Source organism: Gottfriedia sp. NPDC057948 (genome assembly GCF_042887255.1).
Classification (GTDB): domain Bacteria; phylum Bacillota; class Bacilli; order Bacillales; family Bacillaceae_G; genus Gottfriedia.
Window position 1 is genome coordinate 481,207 of the sequence record NZ_JBHVPN010000002.1, and the last position, 26,757, is coordinate 507,963.

Genomic DNA, 26,757 nt, shown 5'->3' on the forward strand with positions numbered 1-26,757 from the left:
TTTGAAATGATTTTTATCCTAAGGGGGATGTACTGTGAGTGTGTTAGAGCTTGCAAGAATACAATTTGGTTCCACTACAATTTTCCATTTTTTATTTGTACCACTTTCAATAGGTTTAGTATTTATGGTAGCAATCATGGAAACATTGTATGTTTTTCGAAATAAAGAAGAATATAAAAAGTTAACAAAATTTTTTGGGCACTTATTTTTAATTAATTTCGCAGTTGGTGTTGTGACAGGTATTATTCAAGAGTTTCAATTCGGTATGAACTGGTCTGAATATTCCCGTTTTGTTGGGGATGTTTTTGGAGCACCACTGGCAATTGAGGCACTTTTAGCATTTTTTATGGAGTCTACATTTTTAGGGATTTGGATATTTGGTTGGGAAAAACTTAATAAAAAAATTCATTTAATGTGTATTTGGTTAGTTGCTTTCGGAACGTTAATGTCTGCGTTTTGGATTTTAGCAGCCAATTCTTTCATGCAGGAGCCAGTAGGCTTTGCGATTAAAAATGGTCGTGCAGAAATGACCGACTTCTTAGCAATCATTACAAATCCACAACTTAAAGTTGAGTTTCCTCACACAATTGCTGGAGCATTAGCAACTGGAGCGTTATTTGTTGCGGGTGTAAGTGCGTATAAAATCTTAAAAAAACAGGAAACAGAATTATTTAAAAAAGCATTTAATCTTGCAATGGTGTTCGCGCTAATTGCAGGAATTGGTGTTGCATTTAGCGGACATTCTCAAGCGAAGCATTTAATGAAAACTCAGCCGATGAAAATGGCTGCAAGTGAAGGTTTATGGAAAGACAGCGGTGACCCTGCAAGCTGGATGGTCTTTGGTCTGATTGATTCGAAAAAGAAAGAAAATAAATACGAGGTAGAAGTACCATATTTATTAAGTTATCTAGCTTATGAGAAATTTGAAGGTAAAGTACCTGGTATGAATACTTTACAAAAACAATATGAGAAAATATATGGTCCTGGAAATTATATTCCACCAGTTAATACGACTTTTTGGAGCTTTAGAATTATGGCAGGAGCAGGAATGGTCATGATTTTAATGTCGATGCTAGGTTTATATTTTAGTTATCGTAAAAAATTAGAATCAAAAAATCTATTCTTAAAGGCATCAATTTTACTAATTTCTTTACCATTTATTGCAAATACAGCTGGATGGGTTATGACAGAAATAGGTCGCCAACCATGGACAGTATTCGGTTTAATGACTACTGCTGCATCTGTATCACCAAATGTTTCAAAAGGATCACTGATTTTTTCAATCACAACATTTACAACAATGTATGCAATTTTAGCAGCTGTTTTAGTTTACTTGTTTGTAAAAGAAATTAAAAAAGGAACACATCATGTTGAAACTGAAAAAGTTCCTACGGTCGATCCGTTTGAAAGGGAGGCGACAATTGTATGATTGCGTTAAATGAATTATGGTTTTTACTCGTAGCAGTATTATTTATAGGATTCTTCTTCTTAGAAGGCTTCGATTTTGGGGTAGGTATATCTACAAAGCTACTAGCCAAAAATAATACTGAAAGAAGAATCTTAATAAACACAATTGGACCGTTTTGGGATGCAAATGAAGTGTGGTTATTAACGGCAGGTGGAGCAATTTTTGCAGCATTCCCGAATTGGTATGCAACGATGTTTAGTGGATACTATATTCCGTTTGTATTTGTATTAATAGCATTAATCGGACGTGGTGTTGCTTTTGAATTTAGAGGCAAAGTTGAAAACTCTAAATGGACAAAGGCTTGGGATTGGGTCATATTCTTCGGAAGTTTATTACCACCATTTTTATTCGGTGTATTATTCTCAAGTATTCTAAGGGGAATGCCAATCGATCAAAATATGAATATCTCTGCTGGGTTTACAGATTACGTAAATTTATTCACAGTAGTCGGTGGTGTAACTGTGACATTACTATGCCTATTACATGGATTAATGTTTTTAACATTAAAAACGGTAGGAGAATTAAGAGACCGTGCACGTTCCCTAGCGCGTATGGTAATCATGCCAGTGTTCTTATTCTTAGTTGCCTTTACTGGTATGGCATATTTTGAAACGGATATGTTTAAAGTAAAAGCATATATAACAGTTCCACTTATTTTATTAATCGTAGTATCTTATATTCTTGCTACAATATTCATCTTAAAAAAACGCGATGGTTGGTCATTTGCTATGTCTGGACTTGGAATTATCCTAACAGTAGGAACACTATTTACTTCTCTGTTCCCAAGAGTCATGATTAGCTCGATCAAAACTACTTATGATTTAACTGTTTATAATGCTTCATCTGGTCCTTATTCATTAAAGGTAATGACAATAGTTGCATGTACATTATTACCATTCGTACTAGGTTACCAAATTTGGAGTTATTATGTATTTAGAAAAAGAGTGGATGAGAAGGATTTGACTTATTAATGGGAAAAGATCTTATTAAATATAAAGGGATTAATCGATTATTAATAATCCTATCTTTTTTAACAATTATACAAGTTACGGCAATTATTATTCAGGCATATATGCTTTCACAAGCTATTGTCAGATTGTTCAATGGAAAAAATAGTAGCGATATTTTATACGCTACTATTTTCTTCATTAGCGCATTTGTCTGTCGATATATTATTTCGACGATCAAACAAAAATGTTCAGAGCATTTTGCGGACATTGCTTCAACCGAAATGAAAATGAAAGTTTTGGAGAAGATTTTTAAACTTGGACCTAGATTTGCAAGAAAATCAGGAACAGGTAATATTGTAACGCTTATTATGGAAGGAACTACACAACTAAGAAATTACCTAGAAATCGTTCCATTGAAAATGATTAACTTAGCAATTGTCTCACCAGTAATCGTGATCTATATTTTCTTTGTTGATAAAGTTTCTGCAATTATACTAATCGTGACATTTCCAATCATTATTATTTTTATGATCTTACTCGGTTTGGCAGCTAAAAAGAAATCAAATAAACAATGGAAGGTTTACCGTATTTTATCGAACCATTTTACTGATTCATTACGAGGTCTGGAAACATTAAAATTTCTAGGATTAAGTAGAAAACATATTAAAAAGATCGAAAATGTAAGTGAAAGATACAGAGAAGCAACTATGGGCACATTAAAAGTAGCCTTTTTATCATCATTTGCTCTAGATTTATTCACAATGCTGTCAATCGCTACAGTTGCCGTCTTTTTAGGACTTCGTTTGATTGACGGTGTAATTTTATTAGGCCCAGCATTAACAATTTTAATTTTAGCTCCTGAATACTTTTTACCAGTTCGTGAAGTTGGAGCTGATTATCATGCAACTTTAAATGGTCAAGAAGCTGGGAAAGCAATGCAAGATATTTTAGATGAGCAAGAGTTCAAGTCTCAAGATATCACTCCGCTAACAGGTTGGAATCGTGCTAGTAAAATTAATTTAAAAGATGTATCGGTAAAACCCGAAAAAGATGGTCAAACGATTTTATCAAATATAAATTTGAATATAACAGGGTTTCAAAAAATTGGGATTGTTGGAGAAAGTGGTTCTGGTAAATCAACGCTTATTGATTTAATAGGTGGTTTTTTAGAGCCAGCAAACGGGACTATTCAAATTTCTGGTGAAGAGGTATCCCATCTGCAAATAGAAGATTGGCATAAACAGTTAATCTACATTCCACAAAGTCCTTATATTTTCTCAAAAACATTAAACGATAATATAAGCTTTTATAAACCTAACGCTACTAAAGAAGAAATTGAAAATGCAGCAGTTCAAGCTGGGTTAACTTCTTTAATAGAAGAATTACCAAAAGGATTAGAAGAAAAAATTGGTGAAGGTGGAAGAGCTTTAAGTGGCGGGCAAAGTCAACGAGTTGCGCTTGCTAGAGCTTATTTGGAAAATCGTCCGATTCTTTTGTTAGACGAACCTACTAGTCACCTTGATATTGAAACTGAGTTTGAATTAAAACAAACAATGCTTCAGTTATTCTCTGGTAAATTAGTGTTTTTGGCTACACATCGCTTACATTGGATGAAAGAAATGGATCAAATTATTGTGATGAATGAAGGTAGCATCATTGAAGTTGGTACCCATGATGAACTATTAATGAAAAAGGGTCATTATTATCGATTAATTCATAGTTAGAAGGTAGGTATATGTTAAATAAAAATGGATGGATTTTACCATATATAAAAGAAAATCGTCGTTTATTTATAGTTGTGATTTTCTTAAGTTCACTGACTATATTTGCAGCGGCTTCTCTTATGTATACTTCCGGCTATTTAATCTCTAAAGCAGCAACTAGACCTGAAAATATTTTAATGATTTATGTACCAATCGTTGCTGTACGTACTTTTGGTATTTTAAGGTCGGCTTCTAAGTATGTTGAAAGATTAGTCGGACACAATACAATTTTAAAAATCTTATCTAGAATGAGAACAAGATTATTTAGTAATCTAGAACCGTATGCACTTAATATTAATTCCAAGTTTAAAACAGGAGATATTTTAGGTCTTTTAGCAAATGACATTGAATATTTACAAGATATTTATTTAAAAACTATTTTCCCTGGAATTGCCGCATTGTTTATCTATTTTATATCGGTAGTAGCACTTGGATTCTTCTCCGTACCATTTGCAATATTAACAGCAGTCATTTCCTTTGTTTTAGTAGGTGTCCTACCGTATTTTTCATTATTAGTTGAAAAAGCGCGAACTTACCGAATAAAAAAGGAAAAAAGCCATTTATATGAAAATTTAACTGATGCAGTTATGGGTATTAGTGATTGGTTATTTAGTGGTAAACAAAATAGCTTTATTAAAAATTATAGAGAAATGGATGAATCGTTAAGAAACATCCAAAACAAGGAAAAAAGATTTAGAAGACGTCGCGATCTGGTTGCTCAATGTATTGTAGCAGTCTTAGTTTTGATGATGCTATATTGGGCTGGGAATGAAAGTTTAGCTGGAGAAATTCCAAGAACTTTTATCGCCGCATTTGTTTTAGTTTTATTTCCTTTAACAGAAGCTTTTATTCCACTATCAAATTCTCTTGGAAGTGTCCCTTTATATACAGATTCAATCAATCGCCTAGAAGGGATTAAAGAAGTGAGTCGTGATCAGGAATCACCCAGTATTGAAGGGAATATTGAAGATTATCGAAAAATCGAGTTTAAAGATGTAGCCTTTCATTACGCGGAAAACGAAACTATCTTAAATAATGTTTCTTTTACAATTGAGGAAAACAAAAAAACTGCATTATTAGGTCCGAGTGGTTCAGGAAAATCAACTATTCTTAAACTAATTGAAGGAGTAGAGAACCCTACTGAAGGAAGCGTTAAAATAAATGAGGTCGAAAGTATAGCTTTAGAAGACCAAATTTCGAAAGTTGTGTCTGTACTTAATCAAAAGCCATATTTATTTGATACTACCGTTATAAATAATATTCGATTAGGAAATCCAACAGCAAGTGACGAAGAGGTAATCGAAGTCACTAAAATGGTTGAACTACATGATTATATATCAACCCTTCCAGAAGGCTATAATACCCCTATGCAAGAAACCGGTGTAAGATTCTCTGGTGGAGAACGACAAAGAATTGCCTTGGCCAGAATACTTCTTCAAAATACACCAATTGTTATTTTAGATGAACCAACTGTTGGATTAGATTCAATAACAGAACGAAAACTACTTCAAACGATCTTTAAAGTATTAGAAGGAAAGACAGTACTATGGATCACACACCATTTAATCGGTGCAGAAATGGCTGATCATATTCTTTTCTTAGATAAAGGTAAAATTGCAATGAAAGGCTCACATGAAGAACTTTTCAAAACCGAGGACCGATATCGCAAACTTTTTGAATTAGATCGACCATTTAGAGTAATTGAATAGATGTTAATCTGAAGACTCTGGCAAATTTGCTGGAGTCTTTTTTATATGTAAAATACAGTTTGACGGAAAATGATTTACATGATATATTTATCTCGAATTCGAGATATATTGAATTCAAAATAAAATTTTTACTAACTCTTTACTAATTTTTAGTATTCTTCAGCAATAGAATCACAAAATAAAAAAGCTAATATATAAATAACTATTTTAAATGGAGGAATTCGTATGAACGGTTTAAAAGGGATCCATCATGTAACAGCAATAACTAGCAGTGCAGAAAAAAACTATGAATTTTTTACTTATGTTTTAGGAATGCGTTTAGTAAAGAAAACGGTCAATCAAGATGATATTCAAACGTACCATTTATTCTTTGCAGACGATAAGGGAAGTGCTGGAACGGACATGACATTTTTTGATTTCCCTGGTATTCAAAAAGGAGTACATGGAACAAATGAAATTTCAAAAACATCCTTCCGAGTACCAACTGATGCAGCATTAGATTATTGGGTGAAGCGTTTTGACCGATTAGAAGTAAAACACTCAGGAATAAAAACACTGTTCGGTAAGAAAACATTATCTTTTGTTGATTTCGACGACCAACAATATCAATTAATCTCAGATGAACATAATAAAGGAATTGCTTCAGGCACACCATGGCAAAAAGGACCAATCCCATTAGAATACGCAATTACAGGACTAGGACCAATATTTATTCGTGTAGCTAATTTCGAATTCTTTAAAGAAGTAATTGAAAAAGTACTTTTATTTAAAGAAATTGATAAAGAAGGTTCATTCCATTTATTCGAAGTCGGTGAAGGTGGAAATGGAGCACAAATTATTGCGGAGCATAATGAAATATTACCACAAGCTTACCAAGGATTTGGTACAGTTCATCATGTTGCTTTCCGTGTAGAAGATTCTAGTGTATTAAAAGAATGGATTAAACGTTTAGATTCATTTAGATTACCAAACTCTGGCTACGTAGATCGTCATTTCTTTGAATCTTTATATGCAAGAGTTGCTCCACAAATTTTATTTGAGTTTGCAACAGATGGCCCTGGATTTATGGGGGATGAACCTTACGAGACACTTGGTGAAAAGTTGTCTTTACCACCTTTCTTAGAACCAAAACGTGAAGAAATTGAAGGAATGGTTCGTCAGATTGATACTGTAAGAAGTACGAAGGAATTTGTGAAAGAATGACGTCAGAAAGCACTCACTTTTGAAAGTGAGTGCTTTTATTAGTTTCTCCTAACTAATTGTTAAAAATTACCTAAAAAATTAATGCATAAATCGGTTTGTTATTCTAATGAAATATTTCACTGAATAAAAATCTTATGAACTAAAATAATTTTTTAGGAGAGGGAACATGAATAGTACATCTGGTAGGCGTTTATCGAAGGATGAAATGGTTACTTTAATACAAAATGGACTAGAGCGGACAACTAATCCGAAAAAGATTGTTATAGTAGGAGCGGGAATTTCTGGTTTAGTAGCAGCTTCTTTATTAAAGGAAGCAGGACATGAGGTGACAATTTTAGAAGCAAATGGTCGAGTAGGTGGTCGGATTTATACGAAAAGAGCACCTTTTATTAATGATCAATACTTAGAATTGGGTGCAATGCGTATTGCTTCTGATCACAAACTTGTACTTGAATATATAAATAAATTTAACTTAAAAGTAAATGAATTTATAAATGGGAAGTCAGAGGATATTATCTTCGTTAACGGGGTCAAAACAACTCAGAAGCAATATGAACAAAATCCTGATATTTTAGGTTATCGTGTAGCGACCAATGAAAAAGGGATAAATGTTGATCAGTTTATTGAAAGATCACTAAAATCGGTAATGGATTTTATTCATCAAAACCCTGATGAGAATTGGAAAAACATTATTGAAAATTATGACCATCATTCAATGGAATCTTTTTTAAGATATAACCCAATCGGAACGCCTTTATCGCCTGGTGCTTTAGAAAAAGTAAAAGTACTTCAAGGGATGGAAGGATTTCCAGAACTTGCCTTTACTGCTATTTTAAGAGAGTTCATTGTGTTATTTTCAAAGGAAATTAAGTTTTATGAGATTTCGGGTGGAAATGATCAACTACCTAAAAAGTTTTTAATACAATTGAAGGATAATCTATTCTTTGGACAAAAAATGAATAAAATCGTGCAAGAAAATAATCAAGTAACGATTCACTCAGAGCATTATACAAGCCATCTGCCTTATCAAACTACTGCTGACTATACCATTATTACTATCCCCTTTTCGTTATTAAACTTCATCGAAGTGGTTCCAAGAAATTCATTTTCTTATGATAAATGGAAGGCAATACGAGAATTACACTATGTTCCGTCTACTAAAATTGGCCTTCAATTTAAAAGTAGATTTTGGGAGAAAGATGGGACATTAGGTGGGAAATTAACGACAGATTTACCAATCCGTTTTGCATATTATCCAAGTAATCATAATGGTAAAAATGGATCGGGAATTGTTTTAGCTAGTTATACTTGGGAAGATGATGCACTGATTTGGGATAGTATGTCTGAAAATGATCGGATAATGAATGCTTTAAGTAATTTGGCCACTATCCATGGTAATCAAGTTTATACAGAATTTATTACCGGTTACACTCATAGTTGGGCTCTATATCCATACTCTGGAGGAGCGTTTTCTATGTTCAAGCCAGAGCAAAATAGAGAGCTGACACCTTATATTTCAACTCCTGAGGGGCGAGTACATTTTGCTGGTGAACATACATCTTCTGCGCCTGCGTGGATTGAAGGTGCAGTTGAATCTGGCATTCGTTCTGCTTTTGAAGTAAATAATAGGTCTATTTATGAATGATAAAATTCATTTTTTATATTCGCTTCGAATATAGTGACATTAGTGGATGTCTTTTTATTTGAGGGAGTGATCAGTATGAACGAAAATAATCAAGGACTTCAATTTACCCCTGTGAAATCTTGGAATGTTTTTCATGGCCCAAATGACCCTTGCCCACCAATTGGTACAAAATATTATTCTACACCTCCACACTTATATTTAGGATTTCAGCCACCAGGACTAGAGCAATTTTCTTATAAAGAAGCATTAAAAAAAGGTACGTTATGGAAAGTGTTTTATGACTACTACGAAAATCCATATAAAGCTAGGAGGGATTAAATATGACTGAGCAACTTCCTCCAGAGTATTATCAGGATTTAGAGGAACTGCAAGCTGTTGATTTCGTACTTGTAGAATTAACTTTATATTTAGATACTCACCCAGATGATCAAAATACAATTAACCAATTTAATCAATATGTTCAATACAAAAAACAAATTGAAGCTAATTTCGAGTCAAAATATGGACCATTATATCAATTTGGTGGCAGTTATTCAGATCAAAACTGGAACTGGCATAAAGGCCCATGGCCATGGCAGGTTTAGAAGGAGGGAGTATTCATGTGGGTTTATCAAAAAAAATTACAATATCCAGTTAAAGTAAGCACTTGTAACCCGATGCTTGCCAAATTTTTAGTTGAACAATATGGTGGAGCAGACGGAGAGTTAGCTGCTGCCTTAAGATACTTAAACCAGCGATATTCTATTCCAGACAAAGTTATTGGACTTTTAACAGATATCGGAACAGAGGAATTTGCTCATTTAGAAATGATTGCTACGATGATTTATAAGTTAACAAAAGACGCAACACCAGACCAAATGAAAGCTGCTGGATTAGATACGCATTATGCATCTCATGATAGCGCATTATTCTACCATAATTCAGATGGTGTACCGTTCACTACTGCTTATATTCAAGCAAAAGGTGATCCAATTGCAGATTTATATGAAGATATTGCAGCTGAAGAAAAGGCTAGGGCAACGTATCAATGGATCATTGATCTTTCTGATGACCCTGATTTAAATGATAGTTTAAGATTTTTAAGAGAACGTGAAATTGTTCATTCACAGAGATTTAGAGAAGCTGTGGAAATATTGAAGGATGATCGACAACAGCGGAAGATTTTTTAGTTAAATGATAGTATTTTGAACCTGTTCCTTGGATTTTATAGGGAACAGGTTTTATTTTTTTGCATGTTTGGAATGATTAGGCTCTTTCATCAGTCAGTTTAAAGGACAAAGAGGAGAGGTATTTAAACAATGCCTCTTATTTTAGGCTGATAAAATTGCTCTTTTTTAAAGAGAATTAGCCGATTTTTTTCAAGATTTTATTCTTTAAAGCATATTTGCTAGTTTTCCATTTGAAATGAACTTCTTTTGTAGTGTATTCAAGGTCATAATACCTCTACTAGTATAGGTAATTATTAAGTTTATTTGCGATTCTCTGAAGTTTAATTGAAGTTCTGCCAAATTTATTTGCGATTCTCTAAATTTAATTGCTGTTACGTCAATTTTAATTGCGATTTTCAGATTTTAATTGCAGAACACTGTTTAATTGCAGCATATCTTCACTTATTTGCTATTCTAACAGACTTAATTGCAGCTGAGCCTCAACTCACAACGTCATTCCCATAAAAAAATGAGGGGTCTCCAAGACTCCCTCATTTTATCTTATTTCTTCCTAAGAATCGCAACCAATAAAGCAATCACCGAAAGAACAGCCGCCACAATCGACATAACCAAAGAAGTATTACTTGAACTTGATTTCTCTGTATCCTTCTTAACAGTTGTATCTTCCGTTGCTTTAACAGTTTCACCTTTTACAGTTGTGTCTTTTACGATATTTGTAATCGAGTGTGGTGCTTCTGATTTTTCGTCACCAGTCCACTCAACAATACTGCCGTCTTTATAATATTGATATGCATCCCAAGCTCCATTTACTTCAGCGTCTGGATTTTTGGCCATAAATACGAATTGTTGAAATTGTCCCGCTTGAATACCATCATTTTCTGCACTCCAAGTAACAGATGTAACAACACCGTTTGCGTCTTTTGTTTCGGTAAATTTCCACCCTGGGACAGGTTGATATGAAACAAATTCAAATTTTGAAGGAATTTTAAGTGTAACTTTTGTTGTAGCAATTTCTTTTTCAGATGGTACTTTCATTGTGTATGTTTCCCAAGCACCAGGGGTTGAAATTTTAGGATTAACTACAACATGCGCGCTAGCAATCCCAGTAAAGATCATTGTCATCGCAAATGCTGAAGCAATAATTTTAGACGTTTTTAAAATAAATTTTTTCATTTTTTGTTAGTCTCCTTTTAATGTAATAATCATTTACTACCTACGATATATTTAAAATCTACATCTACAGAATCGAGAGAGTTCGTTAAAATGTGGACTTTTACATTCCAATGTCCTGCCATATCTGTATAAAATCCTTTTGTTTCATAAACACCTGCCGAAGTTTTCTTAACTTGAGTAGTGTTATTTCCCATATTCATGTTAGTGTTTTTAAAGGTAAGCGTAACTTGTTGAATAGTAGACAACGGCTTATTATTTTTATCTCGTATATTAATTTTAAATTCGTTTTTACCGACTATGTTCGGAGTAGCGTGTAATGTAACTGAATAACCATTATTTTGCTTTGTGTTATTAAAAGGACCAGGTGATTCCATTGCAGTTGGCAGGTTTGTTAATAAGGATGATAGGATTAGAACGATTACTCCTATACTTATTTCAAACCAAACAGACTTTCCTAATTTGTTTTTTCTGCGTTTTCCTTTGATAAAATGAATCAATCCTAAAAGTAGCATGACTAGAAATAAGATAACTTTTCCGCATAAAACCTTACCATAGGTTGTATGTAATAATGAGTAAAAGTTAGGAATATACTTTAAGCTTGCGTAAATACCCGTTGCCATTAGTAAAACGACCGATAATGTTGCCCAACTAGAATATCGTTGGATCGTTTTCCAGTAAACGTCATTTGCGTCATGTTTCTTATGCGTTTTAGGAAGTATATAGCTTATGCCTATTAATCCTCCTAGCCAAATTGAAACAGAAAGTAAATGAATAAAATCAAAGAAAACTGGTAAAAATTCATTTTGCATAGAAGCATGCCCAATAAAAGCTTTTGAGATTAGTAAGAAAATGCCGATTAATAAAGCACTTAACCACCAATAGAAAGAACTTTTTTGATTACTTCTCCAAGCCATATACAGTGAATTAGCTAGAACAATAAGTAGAAGAATTTGGATTACCCATACACTTCCGAATTTAGTACTGTTTATTGTTTCCAATAGCAAATCTTTGTGAAAAATACTTTGCCATGAACCATTTGTATAGTTTTTTGTTTCAACTAAAAGGCTTAAAAGAACACTAAATAAAATTCCAAAATAGAAGATTAACAATAAAGCTTTAGAATTTTTAAAAGCAATCGTTCGATTTTTCTGATCGCTTTTGTAAATAAATAAACAAAAAAATAAAAGTCCAACAAATAAAAGTAAACTCATATATTCAATCCAGTAGGTTCCCATTACGTCTGTGTTGGGTAAGGATTGGCTTGCTTTATTTGAGATTGTTGATGGCCCATCAACTTTTCCTACTCTGAATGGAATGACACCATTTACTGAATGACCATCACTAGAAATTACCTTCCAAACAATATGATAATTTCCATCTGGTAAATTAGGTTTTAAGCTTCCTTCTAAAATTGATTGATTTTGCTTATTTATACTGCCATTTCGCAAATCAACTCGATTGCCTAGCTCATCTAAAACTTGTAAAGAATGAAATGCAGACTGTACTGATTCATCAAATTGTATTTGAATATGTTGAGGAGATTTTAGAAAAACTTCATTCTCATTAGGTGTAGATTTGATGATATAAGCATGTGCTGAAGCTAAGGACGGAAAAAAAGCGGCAGCAATCAATAATATTAAGAAAGAAAACCCCATAATTCGGATTTTCATTTTTTTTTACGTCACCTCATATCTATTTGAGTAAATAAGAAAATAAAACAACTTCTAAATTCTAAAGTAAAATTGTGATAGAAATGTGATAAACTTTAAAATTTTATTAGGATTATGGATTAGATAGTAAGATTATTCAATGGTGCATGACTCTTTATACAAAAATAATCCACAAGTAAAACCAATTACTTGTGGATTTCAGTGTGTAAACATAGTTCAAAAATTTATTTAACAAGCAACTTACCAACAGATTTAGATGGCTCCAAAGAGATATTATATTCTCCTTTTAATGGATTATTTAATAAGAGAATATTTTTTCCAGTTTTTAATGGAATGTTAATACCTAAGTCAGTAGAGGCCAATCTTGCATTGCCCCCGGCATCTGGATCAACATCAACAATTATTTTAGTCATTGTTGCAGGTTTGAATACTGTATTTTTTGGACTAAAACCTGATGGTGTTACGTGTATTGTTGCGTATTAAGGTCATTTTGATCGCCTTGTTTTGCAGCTTGCTTTTGTGGTTGCCCAATGACACAACTTTTACTTTATCCATATTAACGGTAAATATGATGACGAATATAACTAGGATGGAAGTTAATATGACAGTACTGTTTGATGTTTTGGCATGATTTCTCTTATTCTTATTTTTTTGATTTGAATTTGAAACTAGCTTCGATCAACGAAAAATAACAATAAAAAAATAAAAATAATAAACAGAATATCCACAATAACGACGCTTATGCTTGAAATAAATGTCATATATGCGATGACAGTCCCTACATATGCACCGAGCAAGGACGCTAACATTCCAGTAATGCCATTATTAAATAGTTTCTTCGATAAAACCAAAAATAATATGACTAGTAATAGATTGAAAATGATCGATAATAGTACATTATAATTTGTAGTTAACATGATTAAGAAACTAATTGTAGCTGAGGATACACCGACCAATAAAGAGAATGTTAATTTAAAAGTACTATTACATCACTTGCGTTTCTCGGTAAAAGCAGCACCCTCAATTGAACTTGCATTATATCAAGTTAGACGACGATCTACAGGGTACTCATGACAAGTTCACCAATTGTTTTCATGACAAGAAATTGTAACATATTCCACAAATCACCAAGTTGTTAATAGTATTTCCAAAGTTTATATGATAATATGAAACTATAAATCACGCAAGCGTGATTAATACATGATAAGGAGTGTTAATAGCATATGGCAATTTCTTTACAAAAAGGTCAAAAAGTCGACCTTACAAAAGGAAGAGCGGGACTTTCCTCTTTAATTGTAGGTTTAGGTTGGGATCCGGTGAAAAAAAGTGGTGGTTTCTTCGGATTTGGTAAACAAGAAAACATTGACTGTGACGCTTCTGTTTTAATGTTAGATGAGAATGACAAGTTAAGAAGTGCAAGTGATGTAATCTATTTTGGAAACAAAAAAAGCTTATGCGGTAGCGTAGTTCATTCTGGAGATAATCTAACAGGTGATGGCAACGGTGACGATGAGCAAGTATTTGTTAATTTAAATAAGGTTCCATCTTATGTACATAAACTTGTATTTGTTGTAAATATCTATGCTTGTGTACAACGTAAGCAAGATTTCGGTATGATTAAAAACGCATTTATTCGAGTAGTAGACAAGTCAGCAAACGCTGAGTTAGTACACTACAATATTACTGATAATTATTCAGGTTTAACTGCGTTGTTCCCTGGTGAGATTTATCGCCATAATGGAGAGTGGAAGTTCTCTGCAGTAGGAGAGGGAACAAAGGATATAGCGATCGATAAAATTGTTCAACGTTTTCAATAAATAAAAAACATAATTGAAAAGGAGTGCATTTAAAATGACAGTAAATTTATTAAAAGGACAAAAGGTAGATTTAACGAAAACAAATCCTGGTTTAACGAACATTGTTGTTGGATTAGGTTGGGACACTAATAAGTACAGTGGCGGCAATGACTTTGACTTAGACTCATCAGTATTTTTATTAAATGGTGCAAGCAAATGTGCATCTGAAAAAGACTTTGTATTTTACAACAATACAGTAGGTGGAAATGGATCAGTTGAACATCATGGCGATAACAGAACTGGCGCTGGTGATGGTGACGATGAGCAAGTTACAGTTAATCTAACAAACGTTCCTGCTTCAGTGGAAAAGATCGCATTTGCGATTACGATTCATGAAGCTGATGCACGTAACCAAAATTTTGGACAAGTAAGCAACTCTTATGTTCGTATTTTAAATGAAACGAATGGTGAAGAATTAATTCGTTATGATCTAGGTGAAGATTTCTCAATTGAAACTTCAGTAGTAGTTGGAGAATTATATCGTCATAACGGCGAATGGAAATTCAATGCGATTGGTAGCGGCTACCAAGGCGGTTTAATTTCACTAGTTAGAGATTACGGCTTAGACGCTTAAGTTTACCTAGCAAAAAAAGTATTTTGATAGTAAAAAGGGGAAAGTGTGTTTATTTCCCCTTTATTATCGTTTAGTACATCTTTAGAAAATGATTTCTAAAGATGTACTAGATTGTAATTTAAGTTTAAAATGTTTTCCTAATGTAATGTTGCATTATTTGGAAGTTCGGGGTGGGATTTTGAATAAACAAAGTAATACGATAAATTTAAATGATCCAAGTTTACTTAGTTCACGTCAAGCGTGTCAAGAATGGGGGATCAATGACTCAACATTACGGAAACGAATAAATGATTTTCCAGACGGTACGATACGTAAATTTGGTTCCTCTTGGGTAGTAACTCGTGAAGGTATGTTAGCAGTTTTCGGACAACCAAAAATGAAATAATGACATCGGAAAGGAGTATCTATATGTCTGCGATTAACCCAAAAGCAATGGATATTAATCAACATGAGTGGTTGAGTATCTTGAAACAACCTTCAACATTAAGACAATCTTATCAAGTAGAAGGTGAAACCATACAGTTTAATCAAATTGCATGGCGAATTTTAGGAACAAACATTGATGAAGATGAGTATTTTGAAAATTTATATGAACTAGTACATGACGAGTCTTTAAATGTCATTCTATTAAGCGAAGAATTAAACAAGACTATTTCGAATGAAATGTTACAAGCAGTTCAAAGAATAGTAACAATAAACAGTGCTGAAAATGGATTGTCAGTGAACAGACTAATTGCATTCCTTGAAGGTGAGCGATTAATTCCGAAGCACGAAAATGAGAACATACATAGACATATTCGAGAGCAAATTAAATCTGTATTATCTAGCTTTAAAGATTCACATAAAAATGGATTCCTTGATAGTAATTTTAGAAGGATCATAGTTGATCTCATAAAATGGTTACATAACCATGTAAGTAAATGGATTGAGAGTTTTCCTGCTAGTTCTCCACTGATCTTATGGTATGGTGATACAACGCTAAGTGAATGTTATTTCCTTTACTTGCTAATCCTTTTAGGTTTTGATGTTGCTATATTTCATCCTGAAGGAAAAGATTCATTATCTCATTTATTAGGTACCAAGAACGAAGGAATTAAAATACTACCTTCAACGACATCTTTCGTACCTTTTCCTAAAGAAAAGCCAGTTAGGAAGAGTACAGTTGCCCATAGAGCAACAAAGGAAATTGAGAAATTATTGCATACTGAGGATTCTTTATTATATAAACCATGGCAATTTAGAAACTATGCTCCAAGATCAATTACGTTAAAAACAACATTTGATGAACTATTCATTTTACATAAAGAAAGAGCAATGTTACGTCCTAATTTTCAAGTAAAAGACAATAGTGTTGAAATACCGGTTTTCTTTATGAAGATTTTAGGTGTGACGAAAAACCATCGTGAATATTGGGAAAAGATTGGCCAACTAACTGAATCTAATTTAGCACTTAAAATAGATAAATTTCCATTTACCCAATTAGTTAAAGGAAACCAACAATATCATTACCAAAATGCTTTAGGGCGTGACGGGATGCTTGACCCCGAAAAGATGTTGGCTAGTAACTGGTGGAGATATAAAGAACTTCCGAGCGGATTACAGTTTGGTCTAGCTTCTGCTATATCCAGATATGTTGACAGAGCAAATATAAAGTCACTACCAAATGAAACAAAGGCTCAGACACAACTATTTTTATTTAGCCAATCTATGAATATACCAAATGAAATATTAAGATTACTGCAACAGTTTGATTATACACAACAAGTTCCAAAATTAATTATTTACAATACAGAAAGAGATGGTGAACTAAATAGAAACGACGCAGCACTACTTCTATTATTAAATGAGTTTGGAGTGGATCTAGTTTTACTTAATCCGACGGGTCAGAATGATATCGAACTATTCGTAGATGACAAATTATTCGATTCCCATTGGCTAGATGAAGTTACTTTTGATACTGAATTTCAAGTGTTGCGAGAATCAGGACATTCACTAATTAAAAATCTATTTAGAAAAATAGTTAAATAAAAGGGGAACTTAAAATGTCTATAAATACACTTACTAGTTTAGAAAAGCAAGAAGAAATTTTACAAACGAATGCAAATGATATGAAATTGCAATTAAGAAATGAACCTGAAGTACACCGTCTAGCAAGTTCAATAGACCATAAAAATCAAATAGCTTTATTGGAGTACGGGAAAGAACCAGCAACTGAAATTTCAACCTTCTCAGGTAAAATATTAAATACAATTAAGGCTTCAAGTATGGAAGAATCTAGTGTTCTATTAAAACAATTAGGAAAAATTATGGACCGCTTTGATGCGAAAGATTTTGCAGAAGAAAAAGGGTTTCTTTCAAAAATTTTTAATCGTGGTCAAAAGTTAATTGATAAATTATTTGATAAATATCAATCAATGGGTACTGAAATTGATAAAGTCTATGTAGAAATTACAAAGTATGAACACGAAATGAAAACATCCACAAATACATTAGAACAACTTTATGAGCAAAACGTTGCATATTATATGGATTTAGAAAAATATATTGTAGCTGCAGAAATGAAAGCAGAAGAGTTAAAAACACAGCTTCCTGCTTTAACTGAACGAGCTGGATCAGGTAATCAGCTTGCTATGATGGAGTTAGATTCCTTGAAAAATGCGATCGAGTTACTTGAACAACGTACTTATGATTTAGAAATGGCAAAACAAGTTGCTTATCAATCAGCTCCGCAAATTCGTTTATTACAACGAGGTAATACTAAACTGATTGGTAAAATTAACTCAGCCTTTGTAACAACAATTCCAATTTTTAAAACTGCATTAATTAATGCAATAGCAGCTAAGAGACAAAATTTAGTAGCTCAATCAATGAATGAATTAGATAAGAGAACAAACGAATTATTATTGCGTAATGCCAATACAATTTCACAGCAAAGCGTGGATATTGCTAGATTATCAGGATCTCCTAGCATTAAGATTGAGACGATGGAAGAAACTTGGAATATCATTATGAAGGGTATGCAAGAAACGAAAGCGATTGAAGAAGAAAATAAAATTCAACGTGAACAAGGTAAATTGCGTTTAGAGCAACTGCAAGAAAACTTCATTAAACTTAAGCAAGGAAAGTAATGATCTTAAGGGTTATTCAATCGTTTTTAAAAAGTCAGTGGCCGACAAGCTACTGACTTTTGCTTTTTATTGTACTTAACGCTTCTTAACGATCTAGTAATACTAAATTATATAATGCTTCTGATTTAGATTATCGGGGAGCCTTTTTAGCAATTATTCATTCTTTTATTTTAAAAAAATGTTATTATAATATAATGAGATGAAATGAAAAGTTAATGCTAAAGTACATAGTGTTGTAAATAAATGGAAGATTAGAATAGTGACTCTTAATTAAATGATTAAAGTTGATAAGTGAATAATTCTGAAAGTTCTGTAACAATAATGGAAATATATTGACAATAAAAGCCTCTTTAGTATAATTAATGATTGAAAATGATTATCAACTTCAATGTTAATTAAGGAGAGAACGAAATGATTAGCAATATCAAAATGCCCAAATTAATTGGGATTATCATGTCTTTATTTTTATTGATTGGTCTAGTTGGCTGTTCATCAGATTCAAGTAAAAAGTCAGATAAAAAGTCTTCAAATGAATCCGGTGTCACTGTTGATACAAAATTCGGTAAAGTGGAAATCAAAGGGCATCCGAAACGTGTTGTTGCTCTAGGTTGGGGAGATGCAGAGACGGCATTAAGTCTTGGAGTTGAACCTATTGGTGCAAGTGACTGGCTTGCTTTTGGTGGTGACGGTGTAGGACCTTGGTTAAAAGGTGCATATAAAAAATCACCAACTATTCTTGGAACAATGGAACTTGATTATGAGAAAATTGCTTCTCTTAAACCAGATTTAATTCTTGATGTAAAATCTTCGGGTGATGAAGAACGATACAAACGCCTTTCAGAGATCGCTCCAACGGTTGGGGTTCCTAAGGGTGGAGATAATTATTTAACGACTACTACAGACCAGGTGCGAATGATTGCACAAGCCCTTGGTAAAGTAGATAAAGGTGAAGAACTACTTAAGAATGTAGATGTGGCATTTGATAAAGCGGCTAAAGCAAATCCTGAATTTGCAGGTAAAACGGTTGCAGTTGGTGCTTACGATTCTTCAGGTTTTGGTGCATACGTAAAAGGCGATTCTCGTGTTGATTTTGTAACGCGACTTGGATTCAAAAACAAAGAAGAGATTGAAAAATTAGCTAAAGGTAATTTCTTTATTAAAGTGGCTGACGAAAAGTTAGATCTATTAAATGCTGATCTTACGATTGTTTTACCTATTTTTGTTGATCCAAAAGAGATCACAAATAATAAACTTTATCAAAAGATCCCTTCTGTAGCTGATGGAAGATCAATTATTCTTGATACAAATTCTTCAAACGCATTTTCAACAGGAACGGTTCCTGCATTATTATGGGCAATCGATAATTTACCACAACAGTTTAAAAAAGCATTAGAAGGCGGGGAGTAAAACAGTGACAGCGATGAAGCAACCAAAAAACAAAACGACTCAAGTAGTTGGGGAAAATAAAAAGACAATTACTTCAATGCGGTTGCAACGATTTTTGGGCTTCATCGTAGCACTATTACTTTTGGTAGGCGTAGTGTTCTTGAGTTTAATGTTCGGTGCTAAATCAATTCCTTTTGGGGTAGTATGGGATGCATTGTTTTCACCAAACAATAGCTATGACCACACGATCATTCATAATACTAGGATACCAAGAACAGTTATTGCACTGATCGTAGGTCCCGCATTTGGACTAGCTGGAGCATTAATCCAGGTGCTGACTAGAAATCCTCTAGCAGACCCTGGTATTCTTGGTGTAAATGCTGGGGCGGCTTTCGCAGTAGCGATAGGGATTGGTGTTTTTTCTGTTACATCGATGTCTGCCTATATGTGGTTTGCACTTGCCGGTGCATTAATAGCGACAATTGCTGTGTATGTTATAAGTGGAGGAGCTGGTAAAAAAGCTCCTACACCTGTACAAATTACACTTGCTGGGGTCGCACTTGGTGCCACTTTGAGTGGGATTACTACATCATTAACATTAATAAATAGTAAAGCATTTGCACGAATGTTGAACTGGAGTGTTGGAACATTAGCTAGGAGAAGTCTTGATGACCTTTGGCTTGTTCTACCCATTTTAATCGTTGGTGCATTATTAGCTTTTGTCATTACGCCTTCCTTAAACGCAATTGCATTCGGAGATGATCGTGCATCATCTTTAGGAGTAAATGTTGGTGTGACTCGTGCAATCGGTTTGATTGCAATTACACTATTAGCTGGCGGGGCGACTGCGATAGCTGGACCAATTGGTTTTATAGGATTAATGGTGCCACATTGTGTACGATGGTTTGTCGGTCCAGACCAATTCTGGATTTTTCTATACTCAATAGTAGCAGCACCGATCATACTTATCCTTTCAGATATTATTGGTAGAGTTGTATTGTTACCTTCAGAAGTTCCAGTAGGTATCATTACGGGACTAGTTGGTGCACCGATTCTATTGATTCTTGTTCGTAGACGTAAAGCGAGTGGATTATAAAATGAAGTTGATTTGTGGCAAAGGTTTGAATGTAAGAAGGAGTGAATATTATGCGCCCCATTAATTATGGCAGGCACTATCTACAACTGAAATGGCCTGTAAAGGCGCGAATTGATGTGAGGAGCATGATTGTTACGGCAATCCTTCTTATAGCCACGATTGCAATTGCAATGTTTGCATTAATGGTAGGCACACTGAAATTGAGTGTTCACGAAGTTTTTTCTGCTTTAATTGGCCAAGCGACAGGGATGACGAGAACTGTTGTGGTCGAATGGCGTTTACCACGGGTGGTGGCTGCGATTGTTTTTGGAGCAGGTTTAGCAATAAGTGGCATGATTTTTCAATCAATCACTCGGAATCCTTTAGGGTCTCCTGATATCATTGGTTTTACCTCAGGCTCTTATACTGGAGCACTTATTGTGCTTCTTGTCTCTAAGTCGACTTCTAACATTAGTGTAGCTTGTGGGGCTTTGATTGGTGGATTCGCAACGGCTCTCCTTATCTATTTGCTTGCTTTTCGAAAAGGAACGCAGAACTTTCGTCTTATTATCGTCGGAATTGCAGTTTCGGCAATCCTAGGAAGTATCAATTCGATGCTCCTTATTAAAAGTGATGCAGAGGTTGCGTTAACTGCAGCGGCTTGGGGAGTTGGATCGTTAAATGGGATTGATTGGAAACAAGTAGTTCCTCCAGCAATTGCGGTTATTATTCTCATTATTTATGCAGGGATTATGAACAGACCATTGCGTGAAATGGAGTTCGGCATGGATGCTGCGAAATCTCATGGTGTTCGAATTGAACGATCCCAACTATTACTGATTCTTATTGCAGTTGCATTGACGGCTGCTCCAACAGCGGTTATTGGACCAGTTAGTTTTGTGGCACTTGTTGCACCACAAATCGCTAAACGTATCACCAAATCAGAGGAGAGTATTTTACCAGCAGCAATGATGGGAGCGTTTCTTTTACTTGGTGCGGATGTTCTCGCGCAAAGAGTAATTCCAGGAACAATTTTTCCGGTAGGTGTGGTAACTTTATCATTAGGTGGAATATACTTAGTTTGGCTGTTATTTCGTCAAGCACGATCAGCTTAAACGAAATAAAAATGTACAAGGTTTAGTAGGTCCTTTCTCGCACAGGGTTTCATGTATTACGATATTCTGATTGAAAGAAGTTGAAAATGAATTATGAAGTTAACAGCGGCAGAAATTCAAAGCCAAAAGACGATTCAAACAGAGTCTAGGCTTTGGACAGAAAACATTACAATCAAATACGATAATCGGGTAATATCCAGAAACCTTTCAGTAGAAATTCCAGACGGATCATTTACAGTAATTGTTGGTCCGAATGGATGTGGGAAATCAACCTTACTTCGAACACTTTCAAATTTGTTAAAGCCATCTGAAGGGCAAATTTTATTAGATGGAAAAGCTATTACATCTTATAAGTCAAAAGAAGTAGCCCGTAAACTAGGTCTATTACCTCAATCTTCAACTGCTCCAGATGGAATAACGGTAGCAAATTTGATCGCTCATGGCCGATATCCATATCAGAGTCTTATAAGACAATGGACTGATGAAGACGAAGCAGCAGTAATGTCTGCGATGGAGCTAACAAATACGAGCGATTTGTCACATCGATACGTAGACGAGCTATCCGGAGGACAAAGACAAAGAGTTTGGGTCGCGATGGTACTTGCCCAACGAACACCAATGCTCCTACTTGATGAACCAACGACTTACCTTGATATTGCTCATCAAATTGAGTTGTTAGAGTTATTTAAAGATCTAAATCAACAAGGGAATACATTAGTTGCTGTTTTACATGATTTGAACCATGCTGCGAGATATGCAGATAATATTATCGCTATGAAGGATGGCCAGGTGATTGCACAAGGAGATCCTCGGGAGATTATCACAGCAAAACTAGTCGAAGAAGTCTTCGGTTTAAAGTGCTTAATAATAGATGATCCAGTTGCCAATACACCACTAGTCGTTCCATTAGGTAAAGATAGTTAACTTGTGATTTAGTTTAATATCACTAATAAAAAAATAAGTGAAAATAAATACATTACACTTATTTTTTTATTAGTGATTTTTTGTTAAGTTAATTTTTATAGCTAACTTACTCCTATTTAAAAATCAATTTATCGTCATTAGTTCAACTATTTTTTTATCCTGTTTTTTATTAAGAAATTTTAATTTGAACTAATTGTATTTGTTTGAAATAATCATAGTGGGATAAAAAAGTATTTAATACAATTGTTCTAGTAAATGACAAAGCGGAGAATTCATATGAATAAAGAAATGGAAGTAGTCGATCATCTTGAGGAACTGCGTAAAAGAATTATCATTACAGCAGTTACTTTTATTGTTCTATTTATAATTGGGCTCGTGTATGTAGAACCAATTTATAAATTCTTAACCAAGGATTTAACATATAAACTAGTCGTTTTAAGTCCTGGGGATATATTATGGGTCTATTTTTCGATATCTGCAGTTTTTGCGGCCGTTTTTACGATACCGGTTGCAACTTGGCAAACTTGGTTATTTGTTAAACCGGGTTTACATCCTTCTGAACAAAAAGGGATCGGATTTTATATACCCGCACTATTTTTTCTGTTTGTTTTTGGATTAGTTATTGGCTTTTATTTTGTTTTTCCTAATATCCTTAGATTCCTAACGATAATGGGACAAGGTATGCTTGAACAAAACTACACTGTTGATAAGTATTTCTCTTTTCTTTTTAATCTAGTCGTTCCATTTGCTGCATTTTTTGATATGCCAGTCGTGATTATGTTCTTAACAAAAATCGGCATTGTGAAGCCTAGTTATTTACAGAAAGTAAGAAAATATGCATATTTTATCTTAGTAATCGTGGCGTGTTGTATATCACCACCAGACTTTATTTCACATATTTCCGTCTCGATTCCATTAATATTATTATATGAACTAAGTATATTAACATCTAAATCGGTATATAGAAAAAAAGAGGTAAATGAGTAAAAGCTCATTTACCTCTTTTTGTTTCAAAGCATTTTTATTAGATTTATTAAAAAGTCTATACTCTCATAATCTTTTTATTAGTAAAATTTTAAACTTTGAACAAGTTGACTAATCATAAATTCTTCATAGGTTATAAAAAGCTAGGCAAATAACTTTTTGTCGGAAAAAGGATGAAGTAAGGAGCATAAACTATGCATTATTCAATTTGGATTACTGTTTTATTTCTTGCCTTTTCATCTAGTATTGATAATTTTGGAGTAGGAATAACTTATGGAATTCGAGGTATAAAGGTTGGATTATTAGCGAATTTAATTATTTCAATCATAGCGTTTATTTTCAGTGAAGCAGGTATTGTTTCAGGTCAGTATATTTCAAAAGTGTTTCCAGGGACACTTTCGAATGTAATCGGTGCATTTTTTTTACTGGTAATTGGACTTAGAATTGTTCTACTTACTTTTCCAAGAAAAGATAAACAGACCATAATAAATAATGATGACGAATCAGTTTCAAATATCGTTACAAATTATTTAAGTTCACCGGAGAAAGCCGATGTTGACCATTCAGGGGACATAAGTAGTTTTGAAGCAATCATACTAGGGACTGCTGTTTCAATGAATGCACTTACGAACGGCCTAGGTGTTGGGTTAATTGGACTTTCACCATTTGCAATATCGATAGCGGCTAGTATTTTTAGCTTTTTGGCAATTTGGTTAGGCGTCCTTTTAGGAAAAAAAGTTGCGAATGTGAAAATTGGTGGTTGGTCGCTTGGACAATTTAGTTCCATTATAAGTGGAATTATATTGGTGTTGATTGCGATACACAATCTTGTTTAATAATAGATAAAAGAAAAGAGCCGATGATCGTATTTGAACATCAGCTCTTTTCTTTGTTAGTTACTATGCGATTGTAGATTGGGAGATATCCTCTTGTTCAGTTTGTACATCCTTCTTTGAAAAAGAAAGATATCCAACTAGAATAATGATGATAATCGATAATACTAGGGTAACTGGCCCACCACCAAATCCAAGTCCACCATGCTTTTGAGATACAGAGCTCCAATCAGAAAATGATGCTCCAACTGGTCTCGTCATAATGTAAGCAAACCAAAATGAGAAAATTTCATTTAGCTTGAAGAACTTTCTTCCAATAACCGGTATTGCTAATAAAACTGTGAACAGTATACCTGATGAAAAATAGCCTAAATGCATTGTTGATGCAGTCATGTCACCAGCAGCAGTTCCTAAAGCGAAAGTTCCCATAACAACTGACCAATACAAGACTTCACGTCGTCGTGTGTAAATGCTGTGTATGGAAAGAGTTTTCTCCATCTTATACCAAATCATAAAAATAATTGCCAACGAGACTGCAAAAAACACCGTTGATATCGCATATGGAACACCAAGACCAACGTGTACAACGTCTGCGGCTACGGTACCAAATACACTAATCATTACAACAACTAACCAATAAATACTAGGTACATATTTACGGACTTTAAACTGTAAAATTAAAGACAGAATTAGGACAATTAATGCGACTGCAACACCAATTACTGGTGTTAAAGTTTTTACGATATAATCGGAAAACACTTCACCCATACCAGTTGTTAATAACTTAGTAATCCAGAAAAATATTGTTACCTCTGGAACTTTTTTTAACATATTTTCTATTGGTGGATTTATTTTCTTATTTATATGCTTTTGTTCAATTGATTCCATTTCATAATCCTCCTTACTGGATTTAAATATAATGTAAACAAGTTTTATGAAAGGAAAATGAAAATCGTATGTAATTTAGTAAAATTCCATAATTTAGAAATTATTGTTGTATATCCAAGCGTATTCTATTAGAATCAATAAAAAGAAAATGGGTGATAAATTGATTAAATATCCAGTTTTAAAAAGTGGTGCAAAGATCGGGATAACCGCACCATCATCAGGCTTAAAAGTGCAGTTCCACGAAATGATAAAGCAGTCCATTAACCGCATGGAAAGAGACGGATATAAAGTGGAGTGTGGAGAGGTTGTTTGGACGCAGGACAAAGCAAAATCTGCGAATGCTAACAAACGTGCTAATGAATTAAATTTAATGATGAATGATGAGAAAATAGATTTCATTTTTCCGCCATGGGGTGGAGAGCTTGCAATCGAGATTCTTGATCAATTGGCATTTGAAAACTACAAAGAAAAATGGATTTTAGGATATTCTGATACGAGTATTATTTTATTAGCATTTACTTTAACAACAGGGATTGCTACTGCACATGGAACGAATTTAATCGATTTAAGAGGAGAGTATTCCGATGAAACAACAGCTATGTGGCAGAAGGTGTTAGCAACTAAATCCGGTGACTCGATCACTCAAACTTCATCCAAATTGTTCCAAGCAAAATGGCAGCATGAAAATCCAACACCATATGTATTTCATTTGTCCGAAAAAACAATGTGGAAAACTACATCGAATAAAGATGAGAAAATCAAAGGAAGATTGCTTGGTGGATGTATTGATGTGATTAGACATCTTGTCGGAACTCCTTATGGAGATGTACGTTCATTCAGAAGTAAATACATTGAAGAGGAACCAATCATTTGGTATTTCGAGAATTGTGAAATGAATACAACAGATTTAAGAAGATCCTTAGTACAAATGAAACTTGCAGGATGGTTTGAAAATTGCGCTGGGATATTATTTGTACGTAGTGCGGCAAATCAAGCTGTCGATAACTATACAATAGAAGATGTATATAATGAATTAAATGAAGAATTAGCAATTCCGATCATTTACGATATCGATTGCGGGCATGTACCGCCTCAAATTACATTAATTAATGGAGCATTCGCAGAAGTAGATGTGTGGGGTGGAAAAGGTAAGATTGTACAGACTTTTATATAATGAAAAGTACACAAAGCTTTTTTTATAGAAGAACGCTTATTTTTTATTAAAATTTAAAATAGTAGAGGTG

At 33.9% G+C, this 26,757-nt stretch carries 27 protein-coding genes; 23 read left to right on the forward strand and 4 right to left on the reverse strand.

Features of this window, described 5'->3' with window-relative positions:
- Positions 1–34 precede the first annotated feature (34 nt).
- From ACFVRR_RS06180 to ACFVRR_RS06220, 9 genes are all read left to right on the forward strand, one after another.
- Positions 35–1,429 carry a cytochrome ubiquinol oxidase subunit I gene (locus tag ACFVRR_RS06180; RefSeq protein WP_387325882.1) on the forward strand — a complete coding sequence of 465 codons (1,395 nt, stop codon included), beginning with the start codon at positions 35–37 and terminating at the stop codon, positions 1,427–1,429.
- Positions 1,426–2,439 carry a cytochrome d ubiquinol oxidase subunit II gene (gene cydB / locus ACFVRR_RS06185; protein WP_387325884.1) on the forward strand — a complete coding sequence of 338 codons (1,014 nt, stop codon included), beginning with the start codon at positions 1,426–1,428 and terminating at the stop codon, positions 2,437–2,439. Before ACFVRR_RS06180 ends, cydB begins: the two co-directional genes overlap by 4 nt.
- Complete coding sequence (gene cydD, locus ACFVRR_RS06190) at positions 2,439–4,142, forward strand: thiol reductant ABC exporter subunit CydD (RefSeq protein ID WP_387325887.1); 1,704 nt, start codon at positions 2,439–2,441, stop codon at positions 4,140–4,142. The genes cydB and cydD overlap by 1 nt, the downstream gene beginning before the upstream one ends.
- An 11-nt stretch (positions 4,143–4,153) precedes the next feature.
- The gene (gene cydC, locus ACFVRR_RS06195) at positions 4,154–5,890 is read left to right on the forward strand and encodes a thiol reductant ABC exporter subunit CydC (RefSeq protein WP_387325890.1); all 1,737 of its coding nucleotides are present in this window, start codon (positions 4,154–4,156) and stop codon (positions 5,888–5,890) included.
- A 225-nt stretch (positions 5,891–6,115) separates the two neighbouring features.
- Positions 6,116–7,093 (forward strand): ring-cleaving dioxygenase, encoded by a 978-nt coding sequence (locus tag ACFVRR_RS06200; RefSeq protein WP_387325892.1) that lies wholly within the window; start codon positions 6,116–6,118, stop codon positions 7,091–7,093.
- Positions 7,094–7,259: 166 nt separating this feature from the next.
- The gene (locus ACFVRR_RS06205; RefSeq protein ID WP_387325894.1) at positions 7,260–8,738 is read left to right on the forward strand and encodes a flavin monoamine oxidase family protein; all 1,479 of its coding nucleotides are present in this window, start codon (positions 7,260–7,262) and stop codon (positions 8,736–8,738) included.
- Between the two features lie 75 nt (positions 8,739–8,813).
- Positions 8,814–9,056 carry a spore coat associated protein CotJA gene (locus ACFVRR_RS06210; RefSeq protein WP_248267203.1) on the forward strand — a complete coding sequence of 81 codons (243 nt, stop codon included), beginning with the start codon at positions 8,814–8,816 and terminating at the stop codon, positions 9,054–9,056.
- 2 nt (positions 9,057–9,058) lie between these two features.
- A complete protein-coding gene (locus tag ACFVRR_RS06215) occupies positions 9,059–9,322 on the forward strand; it encodes a spore coat protein CotJB (RefSeq protein ID WP_387325898.1) in 264 nt (87 codons plus the stop codon).
- A gap of 15 nt (positions 9,323–9,337) precedes the next feature.
- Complete coding sequence (locus ACFVRR_RS06220; RefSeq protein ID WP_025569244.1) at positions 9,338–9,907, forward strand: manganese catalase family protein; 570 nt, start codon at positions 9,338–9,340, stop codon at positions 9,905–9,907.
- A 540-nt stretch (positions 9,908–10,447) separates the two neighbouring features.
- Here the strand turns inward: ACFVRR_RS06220 and ACFVRR_RS06225 are convergent.
- Both ACFVRR_RS06225 and ACFVRR_RS06230 read right to left on the reverse strand, forming a co-directional pair.
- Positions 10,448–11,080, reverse strand: coding sequence for a YcnI family copper-binding membrane protein (locus ACFVRR_RS06225; RefSeq protein ID WP_387325901.1), 633 nt, complete (start codon positions 11,078–11,080; stop codon positions 10,448–10,450).
- A 29-nt stretch (positions 11,081–11,109) separates the two neighbouring features.
- Positions 11,110–12,750, reverse strand: a complete 1,641-nt coding sequence (locus ACFVRR_RS06230) for a copper resistance protein CopC (protein WP_387325904.1) — start codon at positions 12,748–12,750, stop codon at positions 11,110–11,112.
- A gap of 201 nt (positions 12,751–12,951) precedes the next feature.
- On the opposite strand from ACFVRR_RS06230, the gene ACFVRR_RS06235 reads away from it, so the two are divergent.
- Positions 12,952–13,233 (forward strand): hypothetical protein, encoded by a 282-nt coding sequence (locus ACFVRR_RS06235; protein WP_387325907.1) that lies wholly within the window; start codon positions 12,952–12,954, stop codon positions 13,231–13,233.
- 185 nt (positions 13,234–13,418) lie between these two features.
- Here the strand turns inward: ACFVRR_RS06235 and ACFVRR_RS06240 are convergent, their stop codons facing one another.
- Positions 13,419–13,667 (reverse strand): hypothetical protein, encoded by a 249-nt coding sequence (locus tag ACFVRR_RS06240; RefSeq protein WP_387325910.1) that lies wholly within the window; start codon positions 13,665–13,667, stop codon positions 13,419–13,421.
- On the opposite strand from ACFVRR_RS06240, the gene ACFVRR_RS06245 reads away from it, so the two are divergent.
- The 12 genes from ACFVRR_RS06245 (at position 13,666) to ytaF (ending at position 24,628) form a co-directional block, all read left to right on the forward strand.
- Positions 13,666–13,824, forward strand: a complete 159-nt coding sequence (locus ACFVRR_RS06245) for a hypothetical protein (RefSeq protein WP_387325913.1) — start codon at positions 13,666–13,668, stop codon at positions 13,822–13,824. The genes ACFVRR_RS06240 and ACFVRR_RS06245 overlap by 2 nt on opposite strands.
- A gap of 149 nt (positions 13,825–13,973) precedes the next feature.
- Positions 13,974–14,567: a TerD family protein gene (locus ACFVRR_RS06250; protein WP_387325915.1), complete on the forward strand. Its 594-nt coding sequence runs from the start codon at positions 13,974–13,976 to the stop codon at positions 14,565–14,567.
- 34 nt (positions 14,568–14,601) lie between these two features.
- A complete protein-coding gene (locus ACFVRR_RS06255; protein ID WP_387325917.1) occupies positions 14,602–15,180 on the forward strand; it encodes a TerD family protein in 579 nt (192 codons plus the stop codon).
- 178 nt (positions 15,181–15,358) lie between these two features.
- Positions 15,359–15,565, forward strand: coding sequence for a helix-turn-helix domain-containing protein (locus tag ACFVRR_RS06260; RefSeq protein ID WP_025671239.1), 207 nt, complete (start codon positions 15,359–15,361; stop codon positions 15,563–15,565).
- A 23-nt stretch (positions 15,566–15,588) separates the two neighbouring features.
- Entirely contained in the window at positions 15,589–17,208 is a 1,620-nt protein-coding gene (locus ACFVRR_RS06265) for a YceG family protein (RefSeq protein ID WP_387325919.1), read from the forward strand.
- Positions 17,209–17,222: 14 nt separating this feature from the next.
- Positions 17,223–18,308, forward strand: coding sequence for a toxic anion resistance protein (locus tag ACFVRR_RS06270; protein ID WP_387325921.1), 1,086 nt, complete (start codon positions 17,223–17,225; stop codon positions 18,306–18,308).
- Positions 18,309–18,719: 411 nt separating this feature from the next.
- Complete coding sequence (locus ACFVRR_RS06275; protein WP_387325924.1) at positions 18,720–19,715, forward strand: iron-siderophore ABC transporter substrate-binding protein; 996 nt, start codon at positions 18,720–18,722, stop codon at positions 19,713–19,715.
- Between the two features lie 13 nt (positions 19,716–19,728).
- Positions 19,729–20,790 (forward strand): FecCD family ABC transporter permease, encoded by a 1,062-nt coding sequence (locus ACFVRR_RS06280; RefSeq protein WP_387326066.1) that lies wholly within the window; start codon positions 19,729–19,731, stop codon positions 20,788–20,790.
- 50 nt (positions 20,791–20,840) lie between these two features.
- Positions 20,841–21,884 carry a FecCD family ABC transporter permease gene (locus ACFVRR_RS06285; RefSeq protein WP_387325929.1) on the forward strand — a complete coding sequence of 348 codons (1,044 nt, stop codon included), beginning with the start codon at positions 20,841–20,843 and terminating at the stop codon, positions 21,882–21,884.
- 93 nt (positions 21,885–21,977) lie between these two features.
- Entirely contained in the window at positions 21,978–22,808 is an 831-nt protein-coding gene (locus ACFVRR_RS06290; RefSeq protein WP_387325931.1) for an ABC transporter ATP-binding protein, read from the forward strand.
- A 276-nt stretch (positions 22,809–23,084) separates the two neighbouring features.
- On the forward strand, positions 23,085–23,795 hold the full coding sequence (gene tatC / locus ACFVRR_RS06295) for a twin-arginine translocase subunit TatC (protein ID WP_387325934.1): 711 nt from the start codon (positions 23,085–23,087) through the stop codon (positions 23,793–23,795).
- A 191-nt stretch (positions 23,796–23,986) separates the two neighbouring features.
- Positions 23,987–24,628: a sporulation membrane protein YtaF gene (gene ytaF, locus ACFVRR_RS06300; RefSeq protein WP_098861099.1), complete on the forward strand. Its 642-nt coding sequence runs from the start codon at positions 23,987–23,989 to the stop codon at positions 24,626–24,628.
- Positions 24,629–24,691: 63 nt separating this feature from the next.
- Here the strand turns inward: ytaF and ACFVRR_RS06305 are convergent, their stop codons facing one another.
- Positions 24,692–25,513 carry a COG4705 family protein gene (locus ACFVRR_RS06305; RefSeq protein ID WP_387325938.1) on the reverse strand — a complete coding sequence of 274 codons (822 nt, stop codon included), beginning with the start codon at positions 25,511–25,513 and terminating at the stop codon, positions 24,692–24,694.
- 160 nt (positions 25,514–25,673) lie between these two features.
- On the opposite strand from ACFVRR_RS06305, the gene ACFVRR_RS06310 reads away from it, so the two are divergent.
- Positions 25,674–26,687, forward strand: coding sequence for a S66 family peptidase (locus tag ACFVRR_RS06310; RefSeq protein WP_387325941.1), 1,014 nt, complete (start codon positions 25,674–25,676; stop codon positions 26,685–26,687).
- Positions 26,688–26,757: the final 70 nt, after the last annotated feature.

Bases quoted from the DNA above. Each gene is read 5' to 3' on its own strand.
- ACFVRR_RS06285 (WP_387325929.1), top strand. From the start codon at position 20,841: ATGCGCCCCATTAATTATGGCAGGCACTATCTACAACTGAAATGGCCT.
- ACFVRR_RS06200 (WP_387325892.1), top strand. From the start codon at position 6,116: ATGAACGGTTTAAAAGGGATCCATCATGTAACAGCAATAACTAGCAGT.
- ACFVRR_RS06305 (WP_387325938.1), bottom strand. From the start codon at position 25,513: ATGGAATCAATTGAACAAAAGCATATAAATAAGAAAATAAATCCACCA.
- ACFVRR_RS06225 (WP_387325901.1), bottom strand. From the start codon at position 11,080: ATGAAAAAATTTATTTTAAAAACGTCTAAAATTATTGCTTCAGCATTT.
- ACFVRR_RS06240 (WP_387325910.1), bottom strand. From the start codon at position 13,667: ATGTTAACTACAAATTATAATGTACTATTATCGATCATTTTCAATCTA.
- ACFVRR_RS06245 (WP_387325913.1), top strand. From the start codon at position 13,666: ATGATTAAGAAACTAATTGTAGCTGAGGATACACCGACCAATAAAGAG.
- ACFVRR_RS06280 (WP_387326066.1), top strand. From the start codon at position 19,729: ATGAAGCAACCAAAAAACAAAACGACTCAAGTAGTTGGGGAAAATAAA.
- cydD (WP_387325887.1), top strand. From the start codon at position 2,439: ATGGGAAAAGATCTTATTAAATATAAAGGGATTAATCGATTATTAATA.
- tatC (WP_387325934.1), top strand. From the start codon at position 23,085: ATGAATAAAGAAATGGAAGTAGTCGATCATCTTGAGGAACTGCGTAAA.
- ACFVRR_RS06230 (WP_387325904.1), bottom strand. From the start codon at position 12,750: ATGAAAATCCGAATTATGGGGTTTTCTTTCTTAATATTATTGATTGCT.
- ACFVRR_RS06215 (WP_387325898.1), top strand. From the start codon at position 9,059: ATGACTGAGCAACTTCCTCCAGAGTATTATCAGGATTTAGAGGAACTG.
- cydC (WP_387325890.1), top strand. From the start codon at position 4,154: ATGTTAAATAAAAATGGATGGATTTTACCATATATAAAAGAAAATCGT.
- ACFVRR_RS06265 (WP_387325919.1), top strand. From the start codon at position 15,589: ATGTCTGCGATTAACCCAAAAGCAATGGATATTAATCAACATGAGTGG.
- ACFVRR_RS06270 (WP_387325921.1), top strand. From the start codon at position 17,223: ATGTCTATAAATACACTTACTAGTTTAGAAAAGCAAGAAGAAATTTTA.
- ACFVRR_RS06290 (WP_387325931.1), top strand. From the start codon at position 21,978: ATGAAGTTAACAGCGGCAGAAATTCAAAGCCAAAAGACGATTCAAACA.
- ytaF (WP_098861099.1), top strand. From the start codon at position 23,987: ATGCATTATTCAATTTGGATTACTGTTTTATTTCTTGCCTTTTCATCT.
- ACFVRR_RS06255 (WP_387325917.1), top strand. From the start codon at position 14,602: ATGACAGTAAATTTATTAAAAGGACAAAAGGTAGATTTAACGAAAACA.
- cydB (WP_387325884.1), top strand. From the start codon at position 1,426: ATGATTGCGTTAAATGAATTATGGTTTTTACTCGTAGCAGTATTATTT.
- ACFVRR_RS06275 (WP_387325924.1), top strand. From the start codon at position 18,720: ATGATTAGCAATATCAAAATGCCCAAATTAATTGGGATTATCATGTCT.
- ACFVRR_RS06220 (WP_025569244.1), top strand. From the start codon at position 9,338: ATGTGGGTTTATCAAAAAAAATTACAATATCCAGTTAAAGTAAGCACT.
- ACFVRR_RS06250 (WP_387325915.1), top strand. From the start codon at position 13,974: ATGGCAATTTCTTTACAAAAAGGTCAAAAAGTCGACCTTACAAAAGGA.
- ACFVRR_RS06210 (WP_248267203.1), top strand. From the start codon at position 8,814: ATGAACGAAAATAATCAAGGACTTCAATTTACCCCTGTGAAATCTTGG.
- ACFVRR_RS06205 (WP_387325894.1), top strand. From the start codon at position 7,260: ATGAATAGTACATCTGGTAGGCGTTTATCGAAGGATGAAATGGTTACT.